Consider the following 23,558-nt stretch of genomic DNA (forward strand, 5'->3'; position numbering starts at 1 on the left):
TTTGCAAACATTTAGACTGATAGAGATGGAAATTGTTCGTTATTTTATAAAAATTCACTTGTTTTGGTGTTTTACAATCAGTTTTCTTTTATCATTTTCAGCAATTATTAGAGCTTTAATCACTCAAATAATCATACTTTTCAAAGTATTTGTCAGCGTATAAAAGCTGACATCGTTTTACATATTTTTACATAAAAAGTATAAATATCACACAAAAAATAAGCCCAAACATCAGTTGGGCTTATTTGGTTAAACTAAATTCTAATGCTTACTTTTTATAAGCATGGCTAAAGTCCACTGTTAGACCTGTTGAGTTACGAACAAGGTTTTTAAGATCTGGATTTTGAAGCCATTCAGTACTACGGAAGTAAATTGGATTGTAGTGTGCACCTTCGTAAAGGACTTTTTCAGCTGCTTTATAATCCGCTGCTGCTGCATCAGTATCCAAAGCATCAGTTGTCAAAGCTTTGTTATAAGCTTGGTCAAATTCTGGGCTTGATACTTTACCATAGTTGTAAGCTGATGCTGATGAGAATAAACCATAGAATGTTGATCCTTCTGGATAATCTCCACCCCATGATACAAGGGCAACTTCAAAGTTTTGGTTCTTAGTATCTTCAAGACGTTGTTTGAAGGTAACAAATTTTTCTTCAATCTTCAAGCCTGGAAGAGCTTCTTCCCAACTTTGTTTGATGTAGTCAACAGCTGCTTTTGTAACGGCGTCATCTGAATCAGCAGTCACTGTCAATTTAACTGAGTTTGTACCAAGATCAGCTAAGCCTTCTTTAAATAATTTAGCGGCAGCTTTTTCGTCGTACTTGTAACCTGGTTCAACGTATTTAGAAAGGTCAGTACCATCAGTTAATTTAGCAAGTCCTGGTGTTGCAAGAGCTGTGGCTGGTTTTGATCCTGTATCGATAGCTGCTTCAACAACTCCTTTACGGTCAGTCGCTAGGTTAAGTGCTTGACGGATTTTTTCATTGGCAAGAGGAGCTACTGAACCAGTTTCGTTATAAACGATGTAAGTCATACGAGCTTCTGGTACTGGAACAGCATCTTTGTTTCCTTTATTAGCTTTATAGATAGATGATGTTGCTGAGATATTTGCTGTGTCTAGCTCACCATTTTTGTACATTTGAACGGCTGTATCAGCTTTTTTGATAGCTTGAATGTTAACTTTTTTAGTCTTAACGTGTTTAGCATCCCAATAGTATTTATTTTTAACCAATGTGAAGCTACCTTCACTACCATTCCAACCTTTAATTGTATAAGGACCTGAGTAAAGTTGATTTTTTGAAGTTGTCGCGTATTTATCGCCTTCTTTTTCAACAAATGCTTTTTTCTGTGGCATGAAGTTAGAGAAGGCAAGATAATATTTGAATTGAGGACATGGGCTTGTCAAAGTGAAAGTTACTTTGTTTCCATCTGCTTTTACTCCAAGTTGATTGAGATCAGTGATTTCACCAGAATTGATTTTATCCGCATTTTCTAGGTGAGATTCAACAGCTAGATAAGAATATTCAGAAGCTGTTTTTGGATCAACCATACGTTGCCAAGTATAGACAAAATCATCTGCTGTCAAAGCACTTCCATCTGACCATTTAAGTCCATCACGCAAAGTTGCTGTGTAAGTCAAACCATCCTCAGACACTTCAACACTTTTAGCCAAGTCTGGTTTTGGATTACCATTTTTATCAACACGAAGAAGGTTACTTGATGAGTTCCCAATAGCTAGTGCTGAATATTGGTCAGTATTTTTTGAAATATCAAGTGACAAGATTTCAGTCGGTGTGTACCAATTGATTTCATCTTTATTAGTAGCTGATTTGCTACCGCCACCACATGCTGCTAGTAGAGCGACAGAAGCCAAACTTACCGCTCCCAAACCAACACGTTTCCAAGTTGATTTACTTTCCATAAAATTTTTCCTCCTACCATAAACTTTCTTTCGGTATGTCTGGTATTATAACACACTATTTTCTAAAAATACAGAAAATTTTAAAATTAATAAAAATTTCAAAAACTCACTTTATGATAACAAGATGTCATTTATGGCTGAAAAATGGTGAAATTGCTTGAAAATACAGGCTTTTAAGGCACTTTTATGGCAAAGTCCACTACTTCTGGTATTCTTGATTTTTCACTTTTAGCAAAGATTAAAAAATAAAAGCATAAAATTTTACGCTTCTTTTCTGCAAAATAAGTGAGAAAAACTAACACGATAATAAAAAAGAATGCCCAAAGGACACCCTTTTATCTATATTATTTTGCTAAAGTTGCTGCGCGTTTTAGTGAAGCATCAATATTTTCACAAAGATTTTCTTGACCAACTTTTTCGATAAAGCCAGCTTTTTCCATCACACGATATGGTTGTTTGTTAACGTGAGATAAAATCAATGTCATGCCACGTTTTTTGCAGATTTCAAGTGTTTCTTCAAGAGCTTCAAGTCCTGAAATATCCATAGCAGGCACATTACGCATACGAAGAATCAAAACATTTTTCCCTTCTTCATGAGTGAAGTTAAGGAAGTCATTGGCTGCACCGAAGAACAATGAACCGAAAATTTCATAAACAACTGTATTACTTGGAACATGTTTCAAATCAGTGTTTTCTGAAAGTTCAGCATCATCAAGGCTATCTTTATCAACCCATTGACGAACTGCGGCAACGTCTGACATACGTTTAAGGAATAAGAAGGCAGCCAAAACCATACCAAATTCGATAGCTACAACAAGGTCAAAGAAGACTGTTAACACAAGTGTAATTACCAAAACAGCGATATCACTCTTAGGTGCTTTTTTGAGCATGTGAACGAATGTACGCCATCCACTCATGTTATAGGCAACCATAATCAAGATTGAAGCAAGACAGCTCATTGGGATAAGTGATGCGTAAGGCATCAAGAACAAGAGGATCAAGAGCAATGTCACAGCGTGAGTCATACCAGCGATTGGTGTACGACCACCATTTTTAACGTTAGCTGCTGTACGAGCGATAGCCCCTGTAGCAGGGATACCACCAAATAGAGCAGACATCATGTTACCAACACCTTGTCCGACCAATTCAGCATTTGAACGGTGGTGACTACCAATCATACCATCTGAAACCACACATGAAAGAAGTGATTCGATAGAAGCCAAGATTGCAATAGTGAAGGCTGGTGAAATCATTTGACGGATAAGACCAAATGACAATTCAGGCATTGTAAATGACGGTAAACCAGCTTTGATAGTGTACAAGTCACCGATTGTTTTAACTGACATGTGACCAAATCCAACAAGAGCTGTTGTTACGATAATTGCAACAAGAGAACCTGGGATTTTTTGAGAAACACGTGGCCAGAAGATTTGGATAAGCAATGCAATCATACCAATCAAAAGAGTAGGCCAGTTAATTGTATTGATGTGTTGAGCGTAAGCTACCATTTTCTCAACGAATTCAGCTGGAACAGCCCCCATACTTAGTCCGAAGAAATCTTTTAATTGACCAACAAAGATTCCGACAGCGATACCTAATGTGAACCCAACTGTAATTGTTTTAGGGATGAATTTAATCAAGTCTCCAAAACGAAGAAGCCCCATAACAATCATCATAATACCAGCTAAGAATGTTGCAATGGTAAGACCTGCCATACCATATTGAGCAATGATACCGTAGATGATAACAACGAATGCTGCTGTCGGTCCACCGATTTGAACACGACTACCACCTAAAAATGAAATAAAAAAACCTGCGACAACTGCAGTATAAAGACCTTGTTCTGGATTAACACCTGATGCAATCGCTAAAGCAATTGACAATGGTAGGGCAATAATCGCCACAATAATCCCTGCAACAAGGTCTTTTGCAAACTGTGCACCCGAATAATCTTTAAGAGTGCTAAACAGTTTTGGCTTAATATACTTAAAAGCGTCCATCTTTTCCTCCTATTTTTATTTGTTCTCAGACGCTTACGAGAACTCATGCTACCATTTTATCACACCGAAAGTGAGAATTCTAGGTCTCATCGGGTAAAATAACTTAGTATTTGCGCATTTTTTGCCCGTTATTCCACCAAAAACATTCTTCAGAATGAAAAATCATTCCAAATCCAAAATGAAAGCGCTACACGCTGTTTTAGACCCTATTTTTGAAAATCGTCAAAAATACTATCTCAAATTTTCAGAATATTTTCCGAAATAAAATATCTGAGATTTTCACCTCAGATATTAAAATTATTCAAATGCCTACTTTCTACAAAACCTCTACAACTTCAAACTCTTCAAAGACAACTGACATTTGTGGTGAAAAGTGATACCCAAGCATCTCTCCCTCACGAGTGAAGAAACGCTCGTGGCTTCTTTTCCAAGAGTCTAACGTCTCATCTTCGCCTTCAAGCTTAGCAAGGTCATAAGTAATTTCCTCATAAGGAAGAATGTGCAATTTCTTTGTTCTCACCACACAACGAGGATTGCCATCCCAATCAGTAATGACACTTAACTCTCCTTCTTTTGGCATAGTTTCATCACCAAGTTCAAAGGCTGCTAAGCTGCTTGACGTCGCTCTTTTCTGACCTTTTAAAACCAAATCAAGCAAACTATTACAAGCTTTCTCGGTCAGCTCGAAATGCCATTTTTCAAGATTTTCGATATTCATTTACTTTTCCTTTTCTCTCTTATTTTTATTAAATGTTACAAATTGCCATCACAGATTGATACCATTTTTCAGGATATGACGCTAAAAGCTCTTCGTGACGATAATTTTGTCTATGGATAATAGGATTTTTGAAATGCTCTTGATACCGTTTCAAATATTTCTTTCCCATCTTCTCCGCGTAAAAAATGTGCACCTGACAATCGCTACTTTCTACATGACAAGGCAGCTGGGTGACTAAGTCAGAAAAATATTGATTAAAGAGTGATGTCTTGCTGACAAACTCCATCCCTTTTACAAAGGAAAAGATTTCTTTTACATAAGAATCTTTTGCAGATGCTTTTTCAAAATAGCTGTGCAGACATTTTGGCTTAAAATGCCCTTTTGTCACAAATGGCCACATCAACTTAACCAAGAGCTTACTCTTCAAATAAGCAGGCAGTCGATGCGACTGGTCAAAATCAGAGCTGCCAATCACTGCATAAGATAATTGGATTTTTCTTCTTGCGACTAAATGTGCCACAAATGTACCACCAAGTGAAGAACCATAGATAGCTAACACTTTTCCCTGATAAAAATGCTTGATATGTGCTTCTATCTTTTCAACTTCTGCTAAAACCGACGTGTAATCACTCTTGTCATTAATGTCAAATCCTGTATAGGAAAAGACGACAACAAAAAAATCTTCTATCAAGCTAGGAATAACTTTTGCAAAGTTAGCATACCAGTGACACATGGTCCCTGGTAACAAGATGATAATCGGTTTTGAAGAATCACCAAATTCATGACATAACATGACTAAGCTTACACTCACCTTCTAAATTGACATCGACTCCCTAGCATTATATCACTTTCTCAAGAAAAAAGACTGTAACAACTTGTGCTACAGTCGATTTAGCTTATCTACAATTTCTTAGTAGAGGTTATGTTGCATGTTTTGATAATCTTTAAAGAGTTTCAAACAATCATCATGCCCAAGTTGAACAAGATAATCTTCAGGGAGATTTTTTCGTCCTCCCATAAGCTCATCAAAGCGTTGGTCACGAAAACCAATCATGGCATTATCAGCAATCGTACAACCATAATAAACTTTATCAATATTTGCCCAAAGACAAGCTGCTAGACACATTGGACATGGCTCTCCAGTTGTAAACAAAGTTGTTCCTGACAAATCATGCGTGCCAAGTTTTTGACCTGCTGCTCTGATTGCCGTTACTTCTCCATGTGCTGTTGGATCGTGGTGAGCTAGGACCATGTTATGCCCACTAGCAATGATCTTGCCATCTTTTACGATAACAGCGCCAAAGGGACCACCATCTCCTTTTTTAATCCCTTCGTAAGCCTCTTCAATAGCCTTTTGCATGTATTCATTAACCATATGGGCACCTCTTTCATCTCTGTTACCTTAAGTATAACATATCGTTTCAGAAAGTATTATCGTAAAAAATTGATTTACATCATCTAATAGTAAGTCTGTAAGTCTTACGTCCATAAAGAGGTGATAAACAAAGTTGAGCAATTTTCGCTTTTGACAAAGCCACAATTTTCATAGAAATCAATCTCCTTATTGTAGCCAATCACAGCAATTCGCATAAAAGTCTTGTATTTTTCTTTGACCATTTGAATCAACTTACTTCCAATCGTGTGACCTTGATAGGCAGGATCAACAAGTAAATAATGAATATAAGCATTCATTACCCCGTCATCCATGACACAAATCATCCCGACTAATTGGTCGCCGTCCCAAGCTGAATAGACAGTATTAAAATTTTGCATGGCCAGGACAAGTTTTTCTGGATAATGCCCTGATGACCATTCCACTGAAAGAAATAAACGCTCCAAATCACTGCATTTAAAATCATGAATTGCTTTGTATTCAATAGCCGCCATAATACAACCTCTTTCTTTGTTCAGCTAAGTCTTCTGCGTTAGTTATCACGCGCTTTAGTTTATGTCATCAGTCAATCTATCTGGTAAATGATGTAAATACATATCAATAGCATCATTACTTTTTTCAAGAACTGCCATTAAACCTTGATCTGGTCGAGGATGATTATCATGATAATCAATCTCTCCAATATCATTAGGATAAAAAGCAAGTTTCTCACCATCTAACGAAAACTCTGCTTGAACATTTTTCTTATTTCCTCTAGCATCTAGGCGAAGCCATTTTCCTATGGAATCAAGATAGACAGTATTAAGAGCATGGATACAATAACCCGTATCTGGAGTAGATCCAAGTATCAAGCGCTGATAAGAAAAACCTGATGGAATACCATTAGCACGAAGTAGTGCCGCTAAAAGATTAGCTTTTGCCCAACAAATGCCAACCCCTTCACGAAGACAATCACTCGCTGAAACTGTCACACGTTTATCTTTAACATCCCATGAATGATGGATATCATCTCTCACAAAATGAAAAGTTTTTTTTACCAAGTCAATTTGGTCACAACTTTTTTCCTTTAATTTAAGAGCATACTTTTGAATCTCTGGATGGTGATAGTCAACATACTTACTAGCTTCTAAATAAGTTTGATTCATAATCTCTCCTTTATCCCTTCAAATGCTTTTCAATATAATCAAAAAATGGTTTCTTTTTAACATCGAAGACATGGTTTTCGTACCATGCGTAGGATTCTTTTAAGCCTATTTCTATAGGAGTTAACTCTGGCAACAATTCCTCTTGTCTTTTGACATCTAAGAAGAACTCGTAGTCGTAAAAGCTAAAATAATTGCGCTGGTTGACTTCATCAAAGACTTCGATGAATTCTGGAATTTTATTACTGCAGGCGTAGCAGAGCTTCACCCACTGTCGAGCACTTATCGCTTGAGTATTTCCAACATTATAGATGTGCTCTTTTGGCTGCTTTTCAATAATAGCTTCCATCATGCGGCACAAATCCTTGATATAAAAGAATTGTAATTTTAATTCACCGTGGCGTGGCAGATAAAATGGCAAATCATCTTTAGCACAATCAAAGACAAAAGCTTCGCGATAAACATTATTCATCGGTCCGTAAAGATAGGGCGGACGTAAAATATAAGCTTCTGGAACCAGCTCAAGCAAACGTTTTTCTGCTGCAATCTTATCTAGACCATACTGTCCCCAGAACTTATTTTCACCGAGCTGTGATGTTTCTAAGAATGGCTGCGCGCCGTCATCTGGATAAACAGAACTTGAACTAATCATGATATATGTCCCAAATGAACCGAGTGCTTCTACTAAACAAGAAATGTCATTAGCGTTATAAGCTGTCACATCCAAAACAATATCGAAATGGAGACTCTTCAATCGATTACCCAAATCATGTCGATCAGCTTGAATCACAGTCACGCCTTCGACTTGTGTCTTGGTATTTCGATTGAGCACATAGACGTCATAGCCTTTTTTAGCAAAATAAGCCGCTGTATATTTGCTAACAAAAACTGTGCCACCCGTTACAAGTACTGTTTTCATCCAGAAACCTCCTTTTGAATTATCAGAATATTATGATACTTGCATTGTAGCACAAAAAGACAGCACTTACAAAGAACAACTGTTTTTTAGCTTTTATCTTGCATCTTCCTTTAAAATAATCAAAAAACTGCAGCAAGAACAGCTACAGTTTAACATCTTATTCTTTCTCTGAAAAATTACTCAGCTTCATCATCGTCATCTTTGTCAATAAACAGTCCAACCATAACCCCAAAGGCAATACCAAGTGACATCCATAGTCCAATATTATGTGTTAGAAAGCCTATTCCTGCACCAATGGCTACTCCAAAACCCATACCAATTAAGATACCATTTCCTTTAGTCATAATACTGCCCTCCTAAAAACTGAAACTATAAGTGTTTTTCAAATCGAAACATTTCTGAAGCCTCATCATCATTTGGATCTTTGTGATGGCTGTTAAAGAATTCAACAATCTTAAACCCACAGCGATTAACGTAAAAATGAATGTTACGTTTTTCAAAATACGGTGTCACGGTTTCCCAGATCTTCACTTGTGGAAAAATCTTTTCAATTTGGCACCAAGCGCCATAGCCAACTCCCTTGCTATGGCATTTGGGAGAAACAAAAAGCAAATCTAAATCTCCTCTATCTCCCTCAATACGGACCACAACACCACCGACAACCTTTCCGTCATCAAGGATACGGTAGGCTTCTCCGCTATCTATGGATTCTTCGATTGTCTCTCGAGAGATGATTTGACCATCTTCTTCAAAATGGTCATCACGCAGACCAAATTCCTCTAAAGCTCCATAATTAAAAGCTTCTTGATTATCTGTAATAAATTGTTCACGGTCACTTGAAACAAGTGGTTTCAACTCAATCATACTTACCTCTTTTTAGTGAAAAATATTTATCCTCCAACTTTTGAGACGAGTTTTAAAAATTTCTTAGCATTCATTTGCTCATTTGTGACATAATCCCCGTTGTAAAAAAGAGCGTAGGTCGTTATGGGTGTTGGCGCAGCTTGCGCTGTTTTCCTATCCGTAATCTGAATCGCTTCAAAAGGAATCCCTTCTTGCTTAGCTGTTTCTTCAAGGATTGGAACGTACTTGGCATTGAAAGGACATTGGCTGGTGTAATACAAAACATAACCTGATTTTTCGATGTGAGGGTGCTTGGCACAAGCTTTAAAGTTTGGCACTTTAGCTTCATCAGAAAACGGCAGATACCAAAGTTGAATACCATTATCAGCTTCATCAGCTACTTTAAAACCTTTGTAAGCTAGGTACTTTGGATCAGCAAGAAATGGTTTCTTCTTAGCTGCTGCTAAGATACACAAGCCATTCTTCCCTTTTGCTTTGCTATCAGCGATACAAGCCTCCAGCAAATCAGTCGAATAACCATGACCTTTTAAAGAACCCGAAACCCAGAGACAATCAATATACATGTAATCTTCTGCCTCAATGGGATTCCAAGCCTTTTCTGCAGGGATATACTCGATAAAACACTTGCCACGTTCAACACTTTTTAGAAAAACAAGTCCATCATCAAAGCGCTCAGATAACCAAGCTTTTTTAGACGAGACTTGAGCATCTTTGTTATTAGAAATAGCACAGCAAATATGCTCGTTTTCTAAATTATCTTTTGTCACTTGGATGTATTCCATAATCAACACCTCCTAACCGCCCAAGAAAGCGTTATCACTCTTTGTTTTCATTGTAGCAAAATCAAGTCATTATGACAAAAGAAAAACTAACCTTTGATGAGCTAGTTTCTTTTTTTCTTAGGGGCAGGTAATTCTTCGTACATGGCTTGCAGCAAGCGGCTGAGTAAAGCTTTGTCATCAAGTTGATCGACTAAAAGCATCTTTTTAGCCCCTTCGTAGGGAATCTCAAGCCTTGCTTCTGGTAATAAAGCTGTAGCAGACTTAGTTGGTTTAATCAAAAAACGATTGTCATAAATCCCACCAATGACCTTACCACGGTAATAAAGGATGTATTCTCCCATCATTGAACGGTAGGAAATCTCTGGAATTTCTGAAAGTTGGTCCAATATAAAAGCTAAGTATTCTTTACTTGATGCCATATCGTTCACTCCTTAATCATAAACTCTCAAAAAGTTCTTTCACATATAAATCTGGCTGGTTAATCGCATATTGACCGTGAGCCAGACCAGCTTTGATTTCCAAGCGACTGTCTGGTAAAAGATCATGTAAATACCTTGCTGAAGCATGCATCTTTTTAGTTTCTTTTTCTCCCACAATAATGCGAACACGCGCTAACGAATTCTTCAAATTTTTCTTTACTTGATACAAGCTACTAGCCTTTGTAAAAGCAATCAAATTTTGCTTAGAAAGTTTCACTGTGTCCTCATAATAGTGTTCAAACAAATCAGCTCGAATGCCAAGGTAGCGAAACTGCATCTTTGCAAACCACTTCTTCTTAATCAAAGGAAAACTCATCGAAAATAGCGGAGCGACCAAACCTGCTGTCAATTTATCTGGAATAATGGCAGCACTTTCTACAATAGCGTACTGACAAATATCTTTTCGCAAAGCAAGCATTTCTAAAAGAATCTGACCACCAAGCGACAAACCAGCAATCAGAAAAACTGAACCACCGTAGGTTTTATCAATATAATCCAGAAGTCGCTTAGCATTATCTTCAATGCTTGTAAAATCAACATCACTTCCAGCATGTCCATCAAGAATTGGCAAAACCACATGATAGTTTTCACACAGCAGCTCCATCTGAGATTGATATTGCCACCACGACAAACCGCCACCGTGAAGTAACACGATAATGTCTTGATTTTCTTGACCAACTTCAACAACTTTCATCACAATCTCCTCCCCAAAATGCTAACAAAAAAGACCAAAAGTCCTAGTAAAATAATAACACAGCACAACTAATCAAGTACCTGTTATCATATTACCATACTTTTGGTTTTATTTGATGGGGTTAATGTTTTTAGAAAGTGGGATAGAATATTTGATAATAACACAATAGGACAACTGTTAAGTATATATCAGACTTAAAGTAACTATGCTTCAATCTCGCTACTACAATCCTCAATTTCATTAAAATCATTTTTCTGTATCACTTGAGATAGTCTCGTCTAATATAAATTAAAATAGCTTCTAAAATCAGACAAATTGCTGATAACAAAAAACTGATGGTAATGCCAAAATTCTCGGTAATATAGCTCATTAGTAACACAAATACTGAAAATGATAGTGTTGAAATCACTTCAATAACAGAATAAACATTGACCAAATTATTTTCCTCTACAGTCTCCTGAAGAAATACACTTTCAGGAACTTCTTTTAGCTGTGACAACATACCAACTAAAGCGGAAAAAAATAAAAACATCTGTGCATTTGGAAATAAAATAATGACCAACGTCACTATTGCTGTTGATACAAGAGGAAAAAGAATACTTTTCCATTTAGCAGCTAGGAACTTTTCAGATAATCTGAAAGCAATTAAACCACTGGTTATAATGCCAATAGAGTATGCTGTATTTGAATATCCCCAGTAGCTTTCTGTTTTATTTAATAACTCAGTTACAAAAACAAGTATAATGGAAGAAACCCAAATCGTATTTGAGAAAATTTCAAATAAATTTGCCGAGATAAAAAGTCTTAATCTAGGATCTCTAGCAACTGACTTCCAACCTTTGACTAAAATGTCAAGATTAGCCTCTGACTCTAGCACCTCCACCTCAGCATCAGGAAGAAATAACATCATGAAGCTGGAAATTATATACAACAGTAAAATTATAAGAGTGGTAGATAAAAGGCCAATCGTTGCAAACAAGAGTCCACCTAATCCCCACCCCACCAATTGAGTAGCTTCACCACTCATTGACAATGCTGAGTTTGCCTTACCCAAATCAGTTGCATAACGTGGGACAATAGCATAGGAAACAGGTGCTGCAAAACCATCTAATATAGAAATTACAACAACAAATAGATACATCACCAAGGGCGGTACTGATTTCATGACTATAAACATTCCTACCAGTATCAACAATAATATAGTCTTTCCGAATTGAGATAAAGATAGAACCTTATTTAGTGCTAACCGTTTAGTAACTAAAGGAACTAAAATACTAGCAACAAAAGAGGATATTCCTATTAAAATAGGAACTAATGAAGTGGCAATTACTGATTTTGAAATAATGTATATGTTAGCAATGATAGTTACTCTAAAGAAAATATCTGCTAAATTTGCAAACAATTGAGAAACTAACAACTTGATAAATGAGTTAGACATACGTTACTCCCACCTTTTCTTTCAACTCTGGAATTAAAATTTGATTAACAAACTTTTCAAATTCCTGTTTTTCCCATTGACATTGTTTATAAAAATCGACATCAGCGGATAATTTGCAACCTCCCGAACATAAACCACCTATTTCACAAATTTGACAATCTTTATAATCTAAAAAAGTCTTTGTTTCGTTTTGATAAGACATCAAGTCAATGGTGCGTAAATTTCCTAGAATGTATTGAGGACGTCCAACTGTTACAGTACATCTAAATAGACTTAGTTCATTATCAATATAAAAAAACCTATCATACGGGGACACATTCCAACAGTAATTATACACTCCTTTAGTTTGAGCCTCATTAAATGACAGTTTTAACTTGAAAAAAAGAGTAACCCTTTTCAATTGAAATTTCTTTTTCTTTCAAAACAAGAGCACTTCCCACACCCTGTCGGTGATATTCTTTCAAAACTCCTATCGCACATAGTTCAACTGTATCTTTTAAGTTCTTTTCTCTCTGTTTGAAAAAGAAAAGAATACCAAGCAAAAAAGACTTACTGTACCAAATATTAAATAATTACTCCTTATACTAAAATTATCAGCAAAAATACCAGCTAGAAAATCTGCTACCATAAAACTTATTGAAATAAATAAATTATATACCGACCACGATACTGCTCTATTTTTTTCTATCGATATATTAAATTTAGAGTAAAAATGGTTATTATAACTGGAATTGAGAATACGCATTAATAGAAAAGTTATAATTTGGATGAATAAATTGGTTTGAAAAAACATAAAAATAGCTAGTATTGGCAGCATTAAACTTATTTTAAACTTAATTTTTAGATAACTTCCCAAAGCCATAGATATATTAAACATAAATAGTACGATACCCAACATATCTAATGAAAGTCCCTGTTCATTTAAAAATATACCTGCATAAGAATTGCTAATCATAATTAGAGTCGAGAATGCTACTCCTAACAATATTAAGTTCCATGGAATATCTTTAACATTATCAATGCTGAATATTTTTTGATCATTATTCAGTGTATTTCTGATTTCAGGTAATCCTATTAAACTTAATTGACTTAAAACCACAAATACAATGGAAATAATAATCGGATAACTAAAATTCCTATTCAATAAATATGGAGATATAATTGTAACAATAGCTATAAAAACATATTTTATTGTATTGAGATATTTCAAAAATGATTTATACACTACTTCATCATCAATTATTTCAAAATTATAGGCATTAAGAACACCTGAAGATAATGATTCCGACAATCCAAAAGATATTGCTGAAATATATATTATATTTGATTTTCCAAAGAGTAAACAAGATAGCGCTAAAATTAATAGAAAATTTGATATAACCAAAATTTTCTTGTAACCAAACTTACTTGAAATAACGCTTAATGGAATATCAAAAACTGAACCACATAACTCGGTAATAACAGATAAACTAGCTATTTCTGTGAAAGAGAAACCTAGATGCTTTAAAAGTAACATTGTTACAAAGTAGTACGGTAATCCAGACAGAAATATATTCATCACATATAAATTAAAAATCCTTTTACTCATAATTTGCAAACTGAGTCTCTAAAATATTCTGGACTCTTCTCCTTAATCAAGTTAACATAGCAGCCGCCTTCGCAAATTTTTACTAAGCACTCCATTATCTTTTGCCTGACGCAAAATTCACTCCCAATCTTTAGCAGGTTTGGAACTTCTATCTTCTCGATTTGCTAAAAAACAAAAACCACATTTTAAATCACAATACATACTAGGGTATATTACTAATTCGAGTGGAAAACTCAATACATTATGCTTTTTTAATTTTGCTACATGCTCCCTCGCATTTTTTAAAGTCTCGGCAGGATCTTTCAATGATCCCCTCAATATTTTTATCAGAATAGATATCTAATGATAATGCTCGTTTTAATTTTCCTGCTTCTATATCTTTTTTAAAAAAAGAAACAGCAATTTCAAAACCATGGATTTGAACTAGATATAGAAAAAAGCCTCAGTCTCATCTAATTCAACTCGATCAAAATTTGTTTTATTTATTAAAATTCCACCAAACTTCTCTAGTCTAAATAAAGCATCTTCTGAAAACGTTATTATTTCGAATACCTTTCTAAAAAAGCAGAGGAAAATGTAACCTCTGCTTATCCTATGAGATAAATTACCAGATCACTTCCAACCGTCGCCTTTTGCCATAGAACTAGACTCAAGGACTTTCTCAAGTTCTTTAGACATAATTGTAACTCCTTTCAAATAGGATACTATAATTATATTCTTTTTCATCACTTACAATAAAACATTCCCATATCTGCACACTACCCTTTATCTGCTAAAATTTTTTCTAAATGTCCTTCATAAATCTTTGCTATATGATTACTTCCAGCTAATTTCATTGCGGCAATACTCTTCCTCATTTCAACAATTGCTTTTCTATCTCCTTCTTTTTTATATTGATATAAGTGTTGTACATACTGAAATACTAACCTCTCATAGATTTCCGTCTCAGTGAAAAAACATTGCTTTAGTTGTTTTTCAAAATACAAAGCATCAAAAATTTTTCCTCTTTCAACACATGTGATATATCCATTTAATAACATCGATGAGATCATTCGCCTATTCTTTGGTATTTCTTTATAAAAATCTGAACGCCTACACATTTCTCTAGCCAAAACCATAAAAACATCATGATTTAAGGCATCTAATGTATTTGCAAATATCAATAATTCGTAATATCCCCAGTATTCAACACTAAATAAATAATCTGTTAAATAAGATAAATCATCACTAGAATAATAAGGCTCTCCCGATAAATCTTGTAATCGAATTTTTAACAAAATAGTATTTATTTGATGAAATTTGCTCCGCTTGGAATTTGACTCCATTTGTAAATAGAGTAATTTTTTCATACCTTCAACATCATGATTAGATACAAAACAATTAACCTTTAACAAAAGTTCATTTAGTTCATCACGACGGAAGTCATGAACTGCATACATAAATTCATCAATCGGTACATTAACCTCATCTAAAACAGCTATAAACTTTGAAATTGTTAAATCAGTCTCACCATTTTCAAAACGTGATAACTGAGATGTTGATATACCAACCTTAGCAACATCTTTTAATCGTAATCCTCTAGATTCTCGAAACTTTTTAAAAATTTCTCCAAATTTTTTCATATTGTACCTCTGATATGTATACACAGGAATATTCTTAATTTTCAGTATTTTATCATAAAACATAAAAAATTGAAAGCAAGAAAATTTACATGAAAAACAATAGGTTATTAACTATATTACTTCTAGCCTTTGAGGGAATCATTATCATTGTTATGGGTTAATTGCTATTTGAAAAATAAAAAAGCGAAGGCATTGTAGTTATGCCTTCACTAAAATATTTTATACATAAAAGTATTTATTCAATACAATCCTGCTTAATAATAGCTAAAAATAACTCTACTTCGCTGTTTCAGTAGCTCGTACAAGCAGTGATACTGCCTCAACATGGTGCGTATTCGGGAACAAATCCACCGGCTGTACTTTTTGGAGTTTGTAGCCGAGTTCTTGGTAAAGTTTGATGTCACGCGCCATAGTTGCTGGGTTACATGAGATGTAAGTGACTTTTTCTGGTTGCATGGCTACGCTTGCTTTGATAAAGTTTTCTGTCAAGCCTTTACGTGGTGGGTCAACCAAAATAACGCTTGGTTTGATGCCATTTTTGCTCCATGTCGCCATGGCATGCTCTGCAGAATCAGCCACATAATGCGCATTAGTAATGCCATTAAGTGCAGCATTGCGTTTAGCATCTTCAACCGCTTCTTCAATCACTTCAACACCATAAACTGCTTTGACATTTTTGGCAAATGAAAGTCCAATTGTTCCAATTCCAGAATAGGCATCAATCACGATGTCATCAGCCGTCAAATCTGAGAAATCAATAGCAGTTTGGTAAAGTTTTTCAGCCATTTCAGTGTTCACTTGGTAGAATGAACGCGCTGAAATTTCATATTGATTGCCAAGCATGCTGTCAACAATCGTATCTTTTCCATAAAGTGTTCTAAAGTCATTACCAAAAATCGCATTGGTATTTTTATCGTTAATGTTTTGAACAACTGATTTCACCGCTGGAAATTCTGCTACGATTTTTTCGATGATTTGCTCGATGCGGAAAATTTTCGGACGTGTTGTGACAAAGACAAGCATCATCTCACCAGAATAATGTCCACGACGAACCACCAAGTTACGAATTAAACCAGTTTGTTCTTTTTCATCGTATGGTTTAAGGTCAAAACGACGAAGCAAATCACGTGTGAAATTGATTAAACGGTCAATTTCTTTATTTTGAATGTAAAAATCAGAAATTGGCATCAAATCGTGTGAATGTTTGCGGAAGAAACCAGTTTCCAGTTGTCCATTAACACGGCGAACTGGCACTTGCGCTTTGTTACGGTAAGCGTAAGGATGCTCCATACCAAGTGTTTCTAACACTTCAACATCTGAAATGCCAGCTGTTTTATACAAATTATCAGCTACTTGTTTGCGTTTAAATTTCAATTGTTCAGCGTAAGCCAAATGTCCAAAATCCGCAATTCCTGTACGCAAGTAATCCACATTCAAATCTTGGTTACGGTGTTCAGAAATGGTGAGGTATTCTTCAACCTTACCAAAACCAATATTTTTCTTCACTTTCAAGACGCGCATCTTGATTTTTTCACCTGGAAGAGCATTTTCAACAAAAAAGACGAAGCCATCAACTTTGGCAACCCCTGCTCCTTCGTGTGATAAATCTGTGATTTCAACCTCTACAATGCTATTTTTTTCTAACATATTTTCCTTTCATGCCTGACTTATATAAGCCATCAGTAATATCTTATTCTCGGTTTCTTCCCTATAAAAAATAGAGAAGCTTAACTGCCTCTCTATTATATCATATTATTAACGTAGCCCAAGGTCTTTCAACTCTTTTTGGTATTTATTGAAATCAATGGCAATTCCTAGACCGCCATACATATCATAATCATCTGTCCAGTCGCCTTCTGCAGGAACTGTCTTTTGCTCAATTCCCTTTTGACCACTTGTCACCACTCCCAAGCCTTCTTTAACAAGAAATGGATAAGAGATGTTGGTTGAGGTAAGGGCATAGATTTTGCCGATTGCTGCTGAGCCTGTAAAGAGTTTTGAAGGGTCTTTGATTTGATTGACAATCGCTGAGATGACTTGTTGTTGACGTTGTGTACGACCATAATCGCCGTCATCATCCTTACGAAAACGCGCATAATTTAGCAAAGTCCGTCCATCCATACGTTGTTGACCAACTTCAATGGTCTGATTAGGGACGCTACCATCTGCTTGCATGTTAAGGTCATCAGGCACTTCAACCGATGACACTTCTTGACCATCAACCGTACCAAACTTGGCATCTATCTCAACGCCCTTTGGAAAGAGAGTATTGATAGCTTCTGCGAATGTTTCAAAATCAACCATGACATAATACTTAACGTTAATATCAAAGTTATCCTTCAAAGTTTTACGCATGAACTCAGCACCTTGACGATCATCTTGTTCGCCAATGTTAAAGGCCACATTTAGCTTTTGGTCATTAGCATAGTCATTATAGCTGACACCATTGATATTCACCAAAGTATCACGCATAAAGCTAACTAGTTTAACTTTACCTTCTTTGTTACCAATATTCATCACCATGATGGTATCTGTTCTAGCATCAGATGAGCCTTGCGAAATCCGCTTATCACTACCAAGAATCAGAATATTAGTCCCGTCATGACTATCTTGACCGTTAAAAGGTTCTACTACTGCAGCAGAATATTTCGTCTCGCCACTAGAAACTTCGTGAACCCCATGATAAAACATGTAAACCATGCCAATCATAACGATAATAACTAAGAAACCACAAAATTGCAAAAAATGCTTGAAACGTTTTTTATGGTTCTTCTTTTTGGGCTTCTTTGCTTTGGTCACCTTAGGTTCTTCGTGAGCGATTCCTTCGTAATAATCTAAATAAGAAGTTTGCTTTTTTGCTTTTTTCTTTCGCTTTGAAGTCCGTGACTTTTTTGCCTGCGGATATTTTGGCAAACCTTGTGAGGTCACTTGATTATCATAATCATCATAATCGTCGTATTCATCGTAAGTCACATAGGCATCATAATCATCGTCATAGTCGTCATCGTAGTAAACATAATACTCGTAATAGTCGCCATAATCGTCATAACGCTCATAATTTGGCTCTTTATTGGCAGACGAAGGATATCCAGATGACATCTCTTGCATACTCATCTGCTTTTTATGATAGAGATAACCAAATTCTTCCTTTTGCTGCGGATTTAGGTATTCTAAATTTCCCAAAAGGTACTCATATCTTAATTCTTCGTGTCGACTTAATTTATCTTGTGCCATATCTCATACCACTCTTTCAATCTAGCTATACTAAAGTCAGTACAAGTTTAACGAAACGACTATACTATTATTATACTAAAAAATGACATTAGAACGAAATCATAACTTGTAAACGTCGTAATTTCCGAGCATTTTATAACCAATACCAAGCTGGCGCAATTCTTCCAGCGCAAAAGTGACTAGAGCTTCATTGGTATTATCAATATCAACGATGAAAAAGTACTCTCCAAGAGCTGTCTTCAAAGGACGACTTTCGATTTTAGTCAAGTTAATTCCGCGCCATGCAAACACAGACAAAGCCTTATAAAGTGCCCCTGGAAGATTATCTGGCAGAGTCAAAGCAAGAGACACTTTTTGTTGACACTTAAACAATTCAAAAGCGTATTTCTTCCGACCAAGCACCCAAAAGCGCGTGTAGTTTTCATCCATTTCTTGGATGTCTTTGGCGATAATCTCTAAGCCATATTCTTTTGCGGCAGCAACTGGTGCAATTGCTGCAAAAGGCTCAGCAGGGTTTTCAGCAATAAAACGCGCAGCATAGGCAGTGCTCGCTGTCATTTCAATTTGAACATTTGGATAGTGAGACTTGATGTATTTTTTCCCTTGAGCAATAGCCTGCGGATGTGAGAAAATTTTTTCAATCGCCTTATCCTGCGAAGTTGCTAAAAGCTGTTGTTTAATCGGTTGAATCATTTCCGCAACCGCTTCAATTTTAGCTTGATGAAAAAGGTAGTCCAGAGTTTCGTGAACTGACCCTTCAATGGAATTTTCAACAGGAATAATGGCATAATCCACCATTCCTTCTTCGTAAGACTTGATTACTTCAGTGATATTTGCAAAAGGCACTCGATCAGCTTCAGGGAATGCCTTAACAGCAACATTGTGCGTAAAAGAACCATTCGGTCCTAAATAGCCAACTTTCATCCAATTTCCTCAATAATTTCTTCCGGTGTTTTTCCAGCAACTTCGATAATACGATTGGCTGCAGCCTCATACATCTCTTGACGTCCATCAAAGATAGCTTTGAAATCTTCTTTACTATTATTAACAAATAAAGGACGGACATTCTTTGTATCATTTTTAATACGATTATAAAGCGTGTCAAAATCAGCTTTCAAGTAAATCGTTTCAGGATTTTTTGCCAAAATTTCTCGGTTAATTGGGTTGATAACCACACCACCACCAGTTGAGATAACATGGTCAGAATTCGCCAATTCAGCTAAGACCTGTGATTCAATCTCACGGAATTTTGCTTCGCCTTCTTTTTCAAAAAAGTCCGCAATTGACATGCCAATACGCTCTGTAATCAAAGCATCCATGTCGATATAATCTTTATCTAAAAGTGAGGAAATGGTTGATTTTCCAGACCCCATAAATCCAATAATAATTCTAGCCATGTGACAAGACCTCCAAATCACTAAAGAAGCTTGGGTAGCTTGTGTTGATTGCTTCTGCGCGCTCTAACTCAACATCACCCTCTGACACCAAAAGCGCAGCAATTGCCGCCATCATACCGATACGGTGGTCACCAAAAGTATTGATTTTAGCACCATGAAGTGGTGTTTTTCCTTTGATAATCATGCCATCATCAGTCGGTGTAATATCAGCCCCCATTGCATTCAAAGCATCCGCCACAACTTGGATGCGGTCTGTTTCTTTGACTTTTAACTCTTCTGCATCACGAATGACTGTTGTACCATTAGCTTGTGTAGCAAGAAGAGCAATAATTGGTAATTCATCAATCAAACGTGGAATGATTTCACCACCGATTTCAGTGCCAGAAAGCTCTGAAGTTTCAACGGTAATCGTTGCTGATTTGGCAATGTCATCAACATCTGAAATTGTCATTTTACCACCCATTGCTTCAATGACATCAAGAATACCTGTACGAGTTTCATTGATACCAACGTTTTCAAGTGTTACTTTAGCATTTGGAACAATAAGCCCTGCAACTAACCAAAAGGCTGCTGATGAAATATCACCTGGAACGACCACATCTTGACCAGTAAATTCTTGACCACCTTTGATGCGAATTTCTTTGCTATTCACATCAATTGCACCGCCAAATTGAACAATCATATCTTCGGTGTGATTACGTGTCTTTTCTTTTTCGATAATGACTGATTCCCCATCTGCTTGCAAAGCAGCAAAAATCAAAGCAGATTTCACTTGAGCTGATGCCACAGGAAGTTGATAATGAATTGGCTTAAGGTTCTTGCTTCCGTGCATAGTAAGTGGTGGCAAGTCACGCTCAGTATGACCTGAAACCTCAACACCCATTTGACGAAGTGGAATTGTCACGCGATTCATTGGACGTTTTGACAAACTGTCATCTCCAAACATCTCAACCGTAAAATCTTGTCCAGCCAAAACTCCAGAAATCAAACGAATTGATGTTCCTGAATTTCCCATATCAAGTTTATTTTGTGGGGCTTTAAGACCATCAAAACCAACACCTGTAATGGTTACAAGGTCTCCATCATCTTGAATATCAACCCCTAAATCACGAAAAACTTGCATGGTTGACAAAACATCTTCGCCACGTAAAATATCGCGAACAGTCGTTTTCCCCTTAGCAAGACTTCCGAACATGATAGAACGGTGACTGATTGATTTATCTCCAGGAACACGTAACGTTCCTTGTAATTGTGACACATTTGTCAATAATTTCATACAACTCTCCCACGGTTTAGTTTTAATTCTATTGTACCATAAAAATACTGAAAATTTGCACAACTCTCTAACAATTCTCTTTTTATGATGTTTTATGTACAAAATTTACAAGAAAAACAACTGAAAGAAATTCTTTCAGCTGTTTATGTTTTATTTTTTGCTGCTTTCGTCATCCATTGAAAGAACTGACAAGAAGGCTTCTTGTGGCACTTCAACAGAACCGATAGCTTTCATACGTTTCTTACCAGCTTTTTGTTTTTCAAGCAATTTACGTTTACGAGAAACGTCACCACCATAACATTTCGCCAAAACGTTTTTACGAAGAGCTTTGATGTCAGATCGAGCAACAATTTTTTGACCGATAGCCGCTTGAATTGGCACTTCGAATTGTTGACGTGGAATGATTTTCTTCAATTTTTCAACGATTAATTTACCACGTTCATAGGCAAATTCATTGTGAACGATGAAGCTAAGCGCATCGACTTTGTCACCATTAAGCAAAATATCCATTTTAACCAATTTAGATTTACGGTATTCTGAAATTTCGTAATCAAAGCTTGCATAACCACGTGTTGATGATTTCAATTTATCAAAGAAATCAAAGACAATTTCAGCAAGTGGGATTTGGTAAATGACATTAACACGATTTTCATCGATGTAATCCATTGTCACAAAATCACCACGTTTGCGTTGTGCAAGTTCCATAACTGCTCCGACATATTCTTGCGGAACCATGATTTGTGCTTTAACATATGGTTCTTCGATACTTGCAACCTTAGTTGGATCTGGGAACTCAGATGGGTTTGACACTTCAAGCATGTCTCCATCAGTCGTATTGACATGGTATACAACGGATGGCGCTGTCATGATCAAGTCAATGTTAAACTCACGTTCCAAACGTTCTTGGATAACGTCCATGTGAAGAAGTCCCAAGAAACCACAGCGGAAACCAAATCCAAGAGCTTGTGATGTTTCTGGCTCGAATTGAAGACTAGCATCGTTCAATTGAAGTTTTTCAAGTGCTTCACGAAGGTCATTGTATTTATTTGATTCGATTGGATAAAGACCAGCAAACACCATTGGGTTCATTTGTTTATAACCGTGAAGCGGTTCTGCTGCTGGATTGTTTGCAAGCGTTACAGTATCACCTACACGTGTATCAGCAACTGTCTTGATTGACGCCGCGATATAACCAACATCACCTGTTGCTAAGAAATCACGTCCAACTGCTTTTGGTGTGAAGATACCAACTTCAGTAACATCAAATGTTTTACCATTAGACATCAACTGGATAGTATCTCCAGGTTTCACCATACCATTGACGATGCGTACTTGAAGGATAACTCCACGATAAGCATCGTAAACTGAGTCAAAGATAAGGGCTTGAAGTGGTGCTTCAACATCACCAGCTGGTGCTGGCACGTATTCAACGATTTGTTCAAGGATTTCTTCAATCCCGATACCAGCTTTTGCTGAAGCAAGAACTGCTTCAGAAGCATCAAGACCGATAACATCTTCGATTTCTTGACGCACACGCTCAGGATCAGCAGCTGGCAAGTCAATCTTATTAATGACTGGCAAGATTTCCAAATCATTATCAAGGGCTAAATACACATTAGCAAGGGTTTGAGCTTCAATACCTTGTGCCGCATCGACAACCAAAATAGCCCCTTCACATGCCGCTAGAGAACGTGACACTTCGTATGAAAAGTCGACGTGTCCCGGTGTGTCAATCAAGTGGAAAATATAAGTTTCACCGTCTTTAGCTGTGTAATTCAACTCGATAGCATTAAGTTTGATTGTGATACCACGTTCACGCTCCAAATCCATGCTATCCAAGAGTTGAGCTTGCATTTCACGACTAGAAACTGTTTCAGTCTTTTCCAAAATACGGTCAGCCAAAGTTGACTTTCCGTGGTCAATATGCGCAATAATTGAGAAATTGCGAATCTTTTCTTGTCGTTTTTTTAATTCTTGAATATCCATCTATCCTATAATCCTATACAATTATTCATTATTTCTATTATAACAAATAAACACCTTGGGTGCTATAAAAAGTTTGTAACAAGCGATAAAAGCAAGGAAAAGCACTTA

At 36.3% G+C, this 23,558-nt stretch carries 25 protein-coding genes; all 25 read right to left on the minus strand.

Annotated elements, in window-relative coordinates:
* Nucleotides 1–268: 268 nt before the first annotated feature.
* Complete coding sequence (locus tag BMX18_RS01525; RefSeq protein WP_074626542.1) at nt 269–1,918, minus strand: peptide ABC transporter substrate-binding protein; 1,650 nt, start codon at nt 1,916–1,918, stop codon at nt 269–271.
* Between the two features lie 344 nt (nt 1,919–2,262).
* Nucleotides 2,263–3,918 carry a SulP family inorganic anion transporter gene (locus tag BMX18_RS01530; RefSeq protein ID WP_093814783.1) on the minus strand — a complete coding sequence of 552 codons (1,656 nt, stop codon included), beginning with the start codon at nt 3,916–3,918 and terminating at the stop codon, nt 2,263–2,265.
* Nucleotides 3,919–4,234: 316 nt separating this feature from the next.
* Nucleotides 4,235–4,636 (minus strand): ASCH domain-containing protein, encoded by a 402-nt coding sequence (locus tag BMX18_RS01535; RefSeq protein ID WP_074566478.1) that lies wholly within the window; start codon nt 4,634–4,636, stop codon nt 4,235–4,237.
* A gap of 28 nt (nt 4,637–4,664) precedes the next feature.
* On the minus strand, nt 4,665–5,429 hold the full coding sequence (locus tag BMX18_RS01540; protein ID WP_093814785.1) for an alpha/beta fold hydrolase: 765 nt from the start codon (nt 5,427–5,429) through the stop codon (nt 4,665–4,667).
* A gap of 117 nt (nt 5,430–5,546) precedes the next feature.
* Complete coding sequence (locus BMX18_RS01545; RefSeq protein ID WP_093814787.1) at nt 5,547–6,011, minus strand: nucleoside deaminase; 465 nt, start codon at nt 6,009–6,011, stop codon at nt 5,547–5,549.
* A gap of 104 nt (nt 6,012–6,115) precedes the next feature.
* Nucleotides 6,116–6,523, minus strand: a complete 408-nt coding sequence (locus BMX18_RS01550) for a GNAT family N-acetyltransferase (RefSeq protein WP_093814789.1) — start codon at nt 6,521–6,523, stop codon at nt 6,116–6,118.
* A 54-nt stretch (nt 6,524–6,577) separates the two neighbouring features.
* Nucleotides 6,578–7,174 carry a transglutaminase domain-containing protein gene (locus BMX18_RS01555; RefSeq protein WP_093814791.1) on the minus strand — a complete coding sequence of 199 codons (597 nt, stop codon included), beginning with the start codon at nt 7,172–7,174 and terminating at the stop codon, nt 6,578–6,580.
* Nucleotides 7,175–7,184: 10 nt separating this feature from the next.
* A complete protein-coding gene (locus tag BMX18_RS01560) occupies nt 7,185–8,090 on the minus strand; it encodes an NAD-dependent epimerase/dehydratase family protein (protein WP_093814793.1) in 906 nt (301 codons plus the stop codon).
* 176 nt (nt 8,091–8,266) lie between these two features.
* Nucleotides 8,267–8,434 (minus strand): glycine zipper domain-containing protein, encoded by a 168-nt coding sequence (locus tag BMX18_RS09330; RefSeq protein ID WP_180366617.1) that lies wholly within the window; start codon nt 8,432–8,434, stop codon nt 8,267–8,269.
* A gap of 25 nt (nt 8,435–8,459) precedes the next feature.
* On the minus strand, nt 8,460–8,954 hold the full coding sequence (locus tag BMX18_RS01565) for a GNAT family N-acetyltransferase (protein ID WP_093814795.1): 495 nt from the start codon (nt 8,952–8,954) through the stop codon (nt 8,460–8,462).
* A gap of 26 nt (nt 8,955–8,980) precedes the next feature.
* Nucleotides 8,981–9,736, minus strand: a complete 756-nt coding sequence (locus BMX18_RS01570) for an N-acetyltransferase (protein WP_093814797.1) — start codon at nt 9,734–9,736, stop codon at nt 8,981–8,983.
* A 101-nt stretch (nt 9,737–9,837) separates the two neighbouring features.
* The gene (locus BMX18_RS01575; RefSeq protein ID WP_074626526.1) at nt 9,838–10,155 is read right to left on the minus strand and encodes a TfoX/Sxy family protein; all 318 of its coding nucleotides are present in this window, start codon (nt 10,153–10,155) and stop codon (nt 9,838–9,840) included.
* Nucleotides 10,156–10,171: 16 nt separating this feature from the next.
* A complete protein-coding gene (locus BMX18_RS01580) occupies nt 10,172–10,909 on the minus strand; it encodes an alpha/beta fold hydrolase (protein WP_093814799.1) in 738 nt (245 codons plus the stop codon).
* A gap of 259 nt (nt 10,910–11,168) precedes the next feature.
* A complete protein-coding gene (locus BMX18_RS01585; protein WP_093814801.1) occupies nt 11,169–12,347 on the minus strand; it encodes a ryptide export MFS transporter in 1,179 nt (392 codons plus the stop codon).
* Entirely contained in the window at nt 12,340–12,684 is a 345-nt protein-coding gene (locus BMX18_RS01590) for an SPASM domain-containing protein (RefSeq protein WP_307770177.1), read from the minus strand. The genes BMX18_RS01585 and BMX18_RS01590 overlap by 8 nt, the downstream gene beginning before the upstream one ends.
* A gap of 19 nt (nt 12,685–12,703) precedes the next feature.
* Nucleotides 12,704–12,889 (minus strand): GNAT family N-acetyltransferase, encoded by a 186-nt coding sequence (locus BMX18_RS09540; protein ID WP_374057258.1) that lies wholly within the window; start codon nt 12,887–12,889, stop codon nt 12,704–12,706.
* On the minus strand, nt 12,844–13,935 hold the full coding sequence (locus tag BMX18_RS01595) for an MFS transporter (protein ID WP_093815149.1): 1,092 nt from the start codon (nt 13,933–13,935) through the stop codon (nt 12,844–12,846). The genes BMX18_RS09540 and BMX18_RS01595 overlap by 46 nt, the downstream gene beginning before the upstream one ends.
* 612 nt (nt 13,936–14,547) lie before the next feature.
* On the minus strand, nt 14,548–14,661 hold the full coding sequence (locus BMX18_RS09545) for a KxxxW-cyclized peptide pheromone (protein WP_374057259.1): 114 nt from the start codon (nt 14,659–14,661) through the stop codon (nt 14,548–14,550).
* 32 nt (nt 14,662–14,693) lie between these two features.
* On the minus strand, nt 14,694–15,557 hold the full coding sequence (locus BMX18_RS01610) for a helix-turn-helix domain-containing protein (protein WP_074626518.1): 864 nt from the start codon (nt 15,555–15,557) through the stop codon (nt 14,694–14,696).
* Between the two features lie 276 nt (nt 15,558–15,833).
* Nucleotides 15,834–17,204 (minus strand): 23S rRNA (uracil(1939)-C(5))-methyltransferase RlmD, encoded by a 1,371-nt coding sequence (rlmD, locus tag BMX18_RS01615; RefSeq protein WP_093814807.1) that lies wholly within the window; start codon nt 17,202–17,204, stop codon nt 15,834–15,836.
* A gap of 108 nt (nt 17,205–17,312) precedes the next feature.
* Nucleotides 17,313–18,791: an LCP family protein gene (locus tag BMX18_RS01620; protein ID WP_093814809.1), complete on the minus strand. Its 1,479-nt coding sequence runs from the start codon at nt 18,789–18,791 to the stop codon at nt 17,313–17,315.
* A 99-nt stretch (nt 18,792–18,890) separates the two neighbouring features.
* A complete protein-coding gene (gene pheA / locus BMX18_RS01625; RefSeq protein WP_093814811.1) occupies nt 18,891–19,715 on the minus strand; it encodes a prephenate dehydratase in 825 nt (274 codons plus the stop codon).
* A complete protein-coding gene (locus BMX18_RS01630) occupies nt 19,712–20,188 on the minus strand; it encodes a shikimate kinase (protein ID WP_093814813.1) in 477 nt (158 codons plus the stop codon). The genes pheA and BMX18_RS01630 overlap by 4 nt, the downstream gene beginning before the upstream one ends.
* Nucleotides 20,181–21,464 carry a 3-phosphoshikimate 1-carboxyvinyltransferase gene (gene aroA / locus BMX18_RS01635; RefSeq protein ID WP_093814815.1) on the minus strand — a complete coding sequence of 428 codons (1,284 nt, stop codon included), beginning with the start codon at nt 21,462–21,464 and terminating at the stop codon, nt 20,181–20,183. Before aroA ends, BMX18_RS01630 begins: the two co-directional genes overlap by 8 nt.
* A 150-nt stretch (nt 21,465–21,614) precedes the next feature.
* The gene (lepA, locus tag BMX18_RS01640) at nt 21,615–23,450 is read right to left on the minus strand and encodes a translation elongation factor 4 (protein WP_093814817.1); all 1,836 of its coding nucleotides are present in this window, start codon (nt 23,448–23,450) and stop codon (nt 21,615–21,617) included.
* Between the last annotated feature and the right edge of the window lie 108 nt (nt 23,451–23,558).

This window comes from Streptococcus sp. 45, assembly GCF_900108865.1.
Taxonomy (GTDB): Bacteria; Bacillota; Bacilli; order Lactobacillales; family Streptococcaceae; genus Streptococcus; species Streptococcus ruminicola.

Excerpts from the sequence above, each read along its gene's own strand:
- BMX18_RS01535 (WP_074566478.1), bottom strand. The coding sequence starts at position 4,636 with ATGAATATCGAAAATCTTGAAAAATGGCATTTCGAGCTGACCGAGAAA.
- lepA (WP_093814817.1), bottom strand. The coding sequence starts at position 23,450 with ATGGATATTCAAGAATTAAAAAAACGACAAGAAAAGATTCGCAATTTC.
- BMX18_RS01595 (WP_093815149.1), bottom strand. The coding sequence starts at position 13,935 with ATGAGTAAAAGGATTTTTAATTTATATGTGATGAATATATTTCTGTCT.
- BMX18_RS01565 (WP_093814795.1), bottom strand. The coding sequence starts at position 8,954 with ATGATTGAGTTGAAACCACTTGTTTCAAGTGACCGTGAACAATTTATT.
- BMX18_RS01580 (WP_093814799.1), bottom strand. The coding sequence starts at position 10,909 with ATGAAAGTTGTTGAAGTTGGTCAAGAAAATCAAGACATTATCGTGTTA.
- BMX18_RS01525 (WP_074626542.1), bottom strand. The coding sequence starts at position 1,918 with ATGGAAAGTAAATCAACTTGGAAACGTGTTGGTTTGGGAGCGGTAAGT.
- BMX18_RS01630 (WP_093814813.1), bottom strand. The coding sequence starts at position 20,188 with ATGGCTAGAATTATTATTGGATTTATGGGGTCTGGAAAATCAACCATT.
- BMX18_RS01610 (WP_074626518.1), bottom strand. The coding sequence starts at position 15,557 with ATGAAAAAATTTGGAGAAATTTTTAAAAAGTTTCGAGAATCTAGAGGA.
- BMX18_RS01555 (WP_093814791.1), bottom strand. The coding sequence starts at position 7,174 with ATGAATCAAACTTATTTAGAAGCTAGTAAGTATGTTGACTATCACCAT.
- BMX18_RS09545 (WP_374057259.1), bottom strand. The coding sequence starts at position 14,661 with ATGAAAAAGAATATAATTATAGTATCCTATTTGAAAGGAGTTACAATT.
- BMX18_RS01570 (WP_093814797.1), bottom strand. The coding sequence starts at position 9,736 with ATGGAATACATCCAAGTGACAAAAGATAATTTAGAAAACGAGCATATT.
- pheA (WP_093814811.1), bottom strand. The coding sequence starts at position 19,715 with ATGAAAGTTGGCTATTTAGGACCGAATGGTTCTTTTACGCACAATGTT.
- BMX18_RS01620 (WP_093814809.1), bottom strand. The coding sequence starts at position 18,791 with ATGGCACAAGATAAATTAAGTCGACACGAAGAATTAAGATATGAGTAC.
- BMX18_RS01550 (WP_093814789.1), bottom strand. The coding sequence starts at position 6,523 with ATGGCGGCTATTGAATACAAAGCAATTCATGATTTTAAATGCAGTGAT.
- BMX18_RS01530 (WP_093814783.1), bottom strand. The coding sequence starts at position 3,918 with ATGGACGCTTTTAAGTATATTAAGCCAAAACTGTTTAGCACTCTTAAA.
- BMX18_RS01540 (WP_093814785.1), bottom strand. The coding sequence starts at position 5,429 with ATGTTATGTCATGAATTTGGTGATTCTTCAAAACCGATTATCATCTTG.
- BMX18_RS01560 (WP_093814793.1), bottom strand. The coding sequence starts at position 8,090 with ATGAAAACAGTACTTGTAACGGGTGGCACAGTTTTTGTTAGCAAATAT.
- BMX18_RS01585 (WP_093814801.1), bottom strand. The coding sequence starts at position 12,347 with ATGTCTAACTCATTTATCAAGTTGTTAGTTTCTCAATTGTTTGCAAAT.
- BMX18_RS01575 (WP_074626526.1), bottom strand. The coding sequence starts at position 10,155 with ATGGCATCAAGTAAAGAATACTTAGCTTTTATATTGGACCAACTTTCA.
- aroA (WP_093814815.1), bottom strand. The coding sequence starts at position 21,464 with ATGAAATTATTGACAAATGTGTCACAATTACAAGGAACGTTACGTGTT.
- BMX18_RS01545 (WP_093814787.1), bottom strand. The coding sequence starts at position 6,011 with ATGGTTAATGAATACATGCAAAAGGCTATTGAAGAGGCTTACGAAGGG.
- rlmD (WP_093814807.1), bottom strand. The coding sequence starts at position 17,204 with ATGTTAGAAAAAAATAGCATTGTAGAGGTTGAAATCACAGATTTATCA.
- BMX18_RS09330 (WP_180366617.1), bottom strand. The coding sequence starts at position 8,434 with ATGACTAAAGGAAATGGTATCTTAATTGGTATGGGTTTTGGAGTAGCC.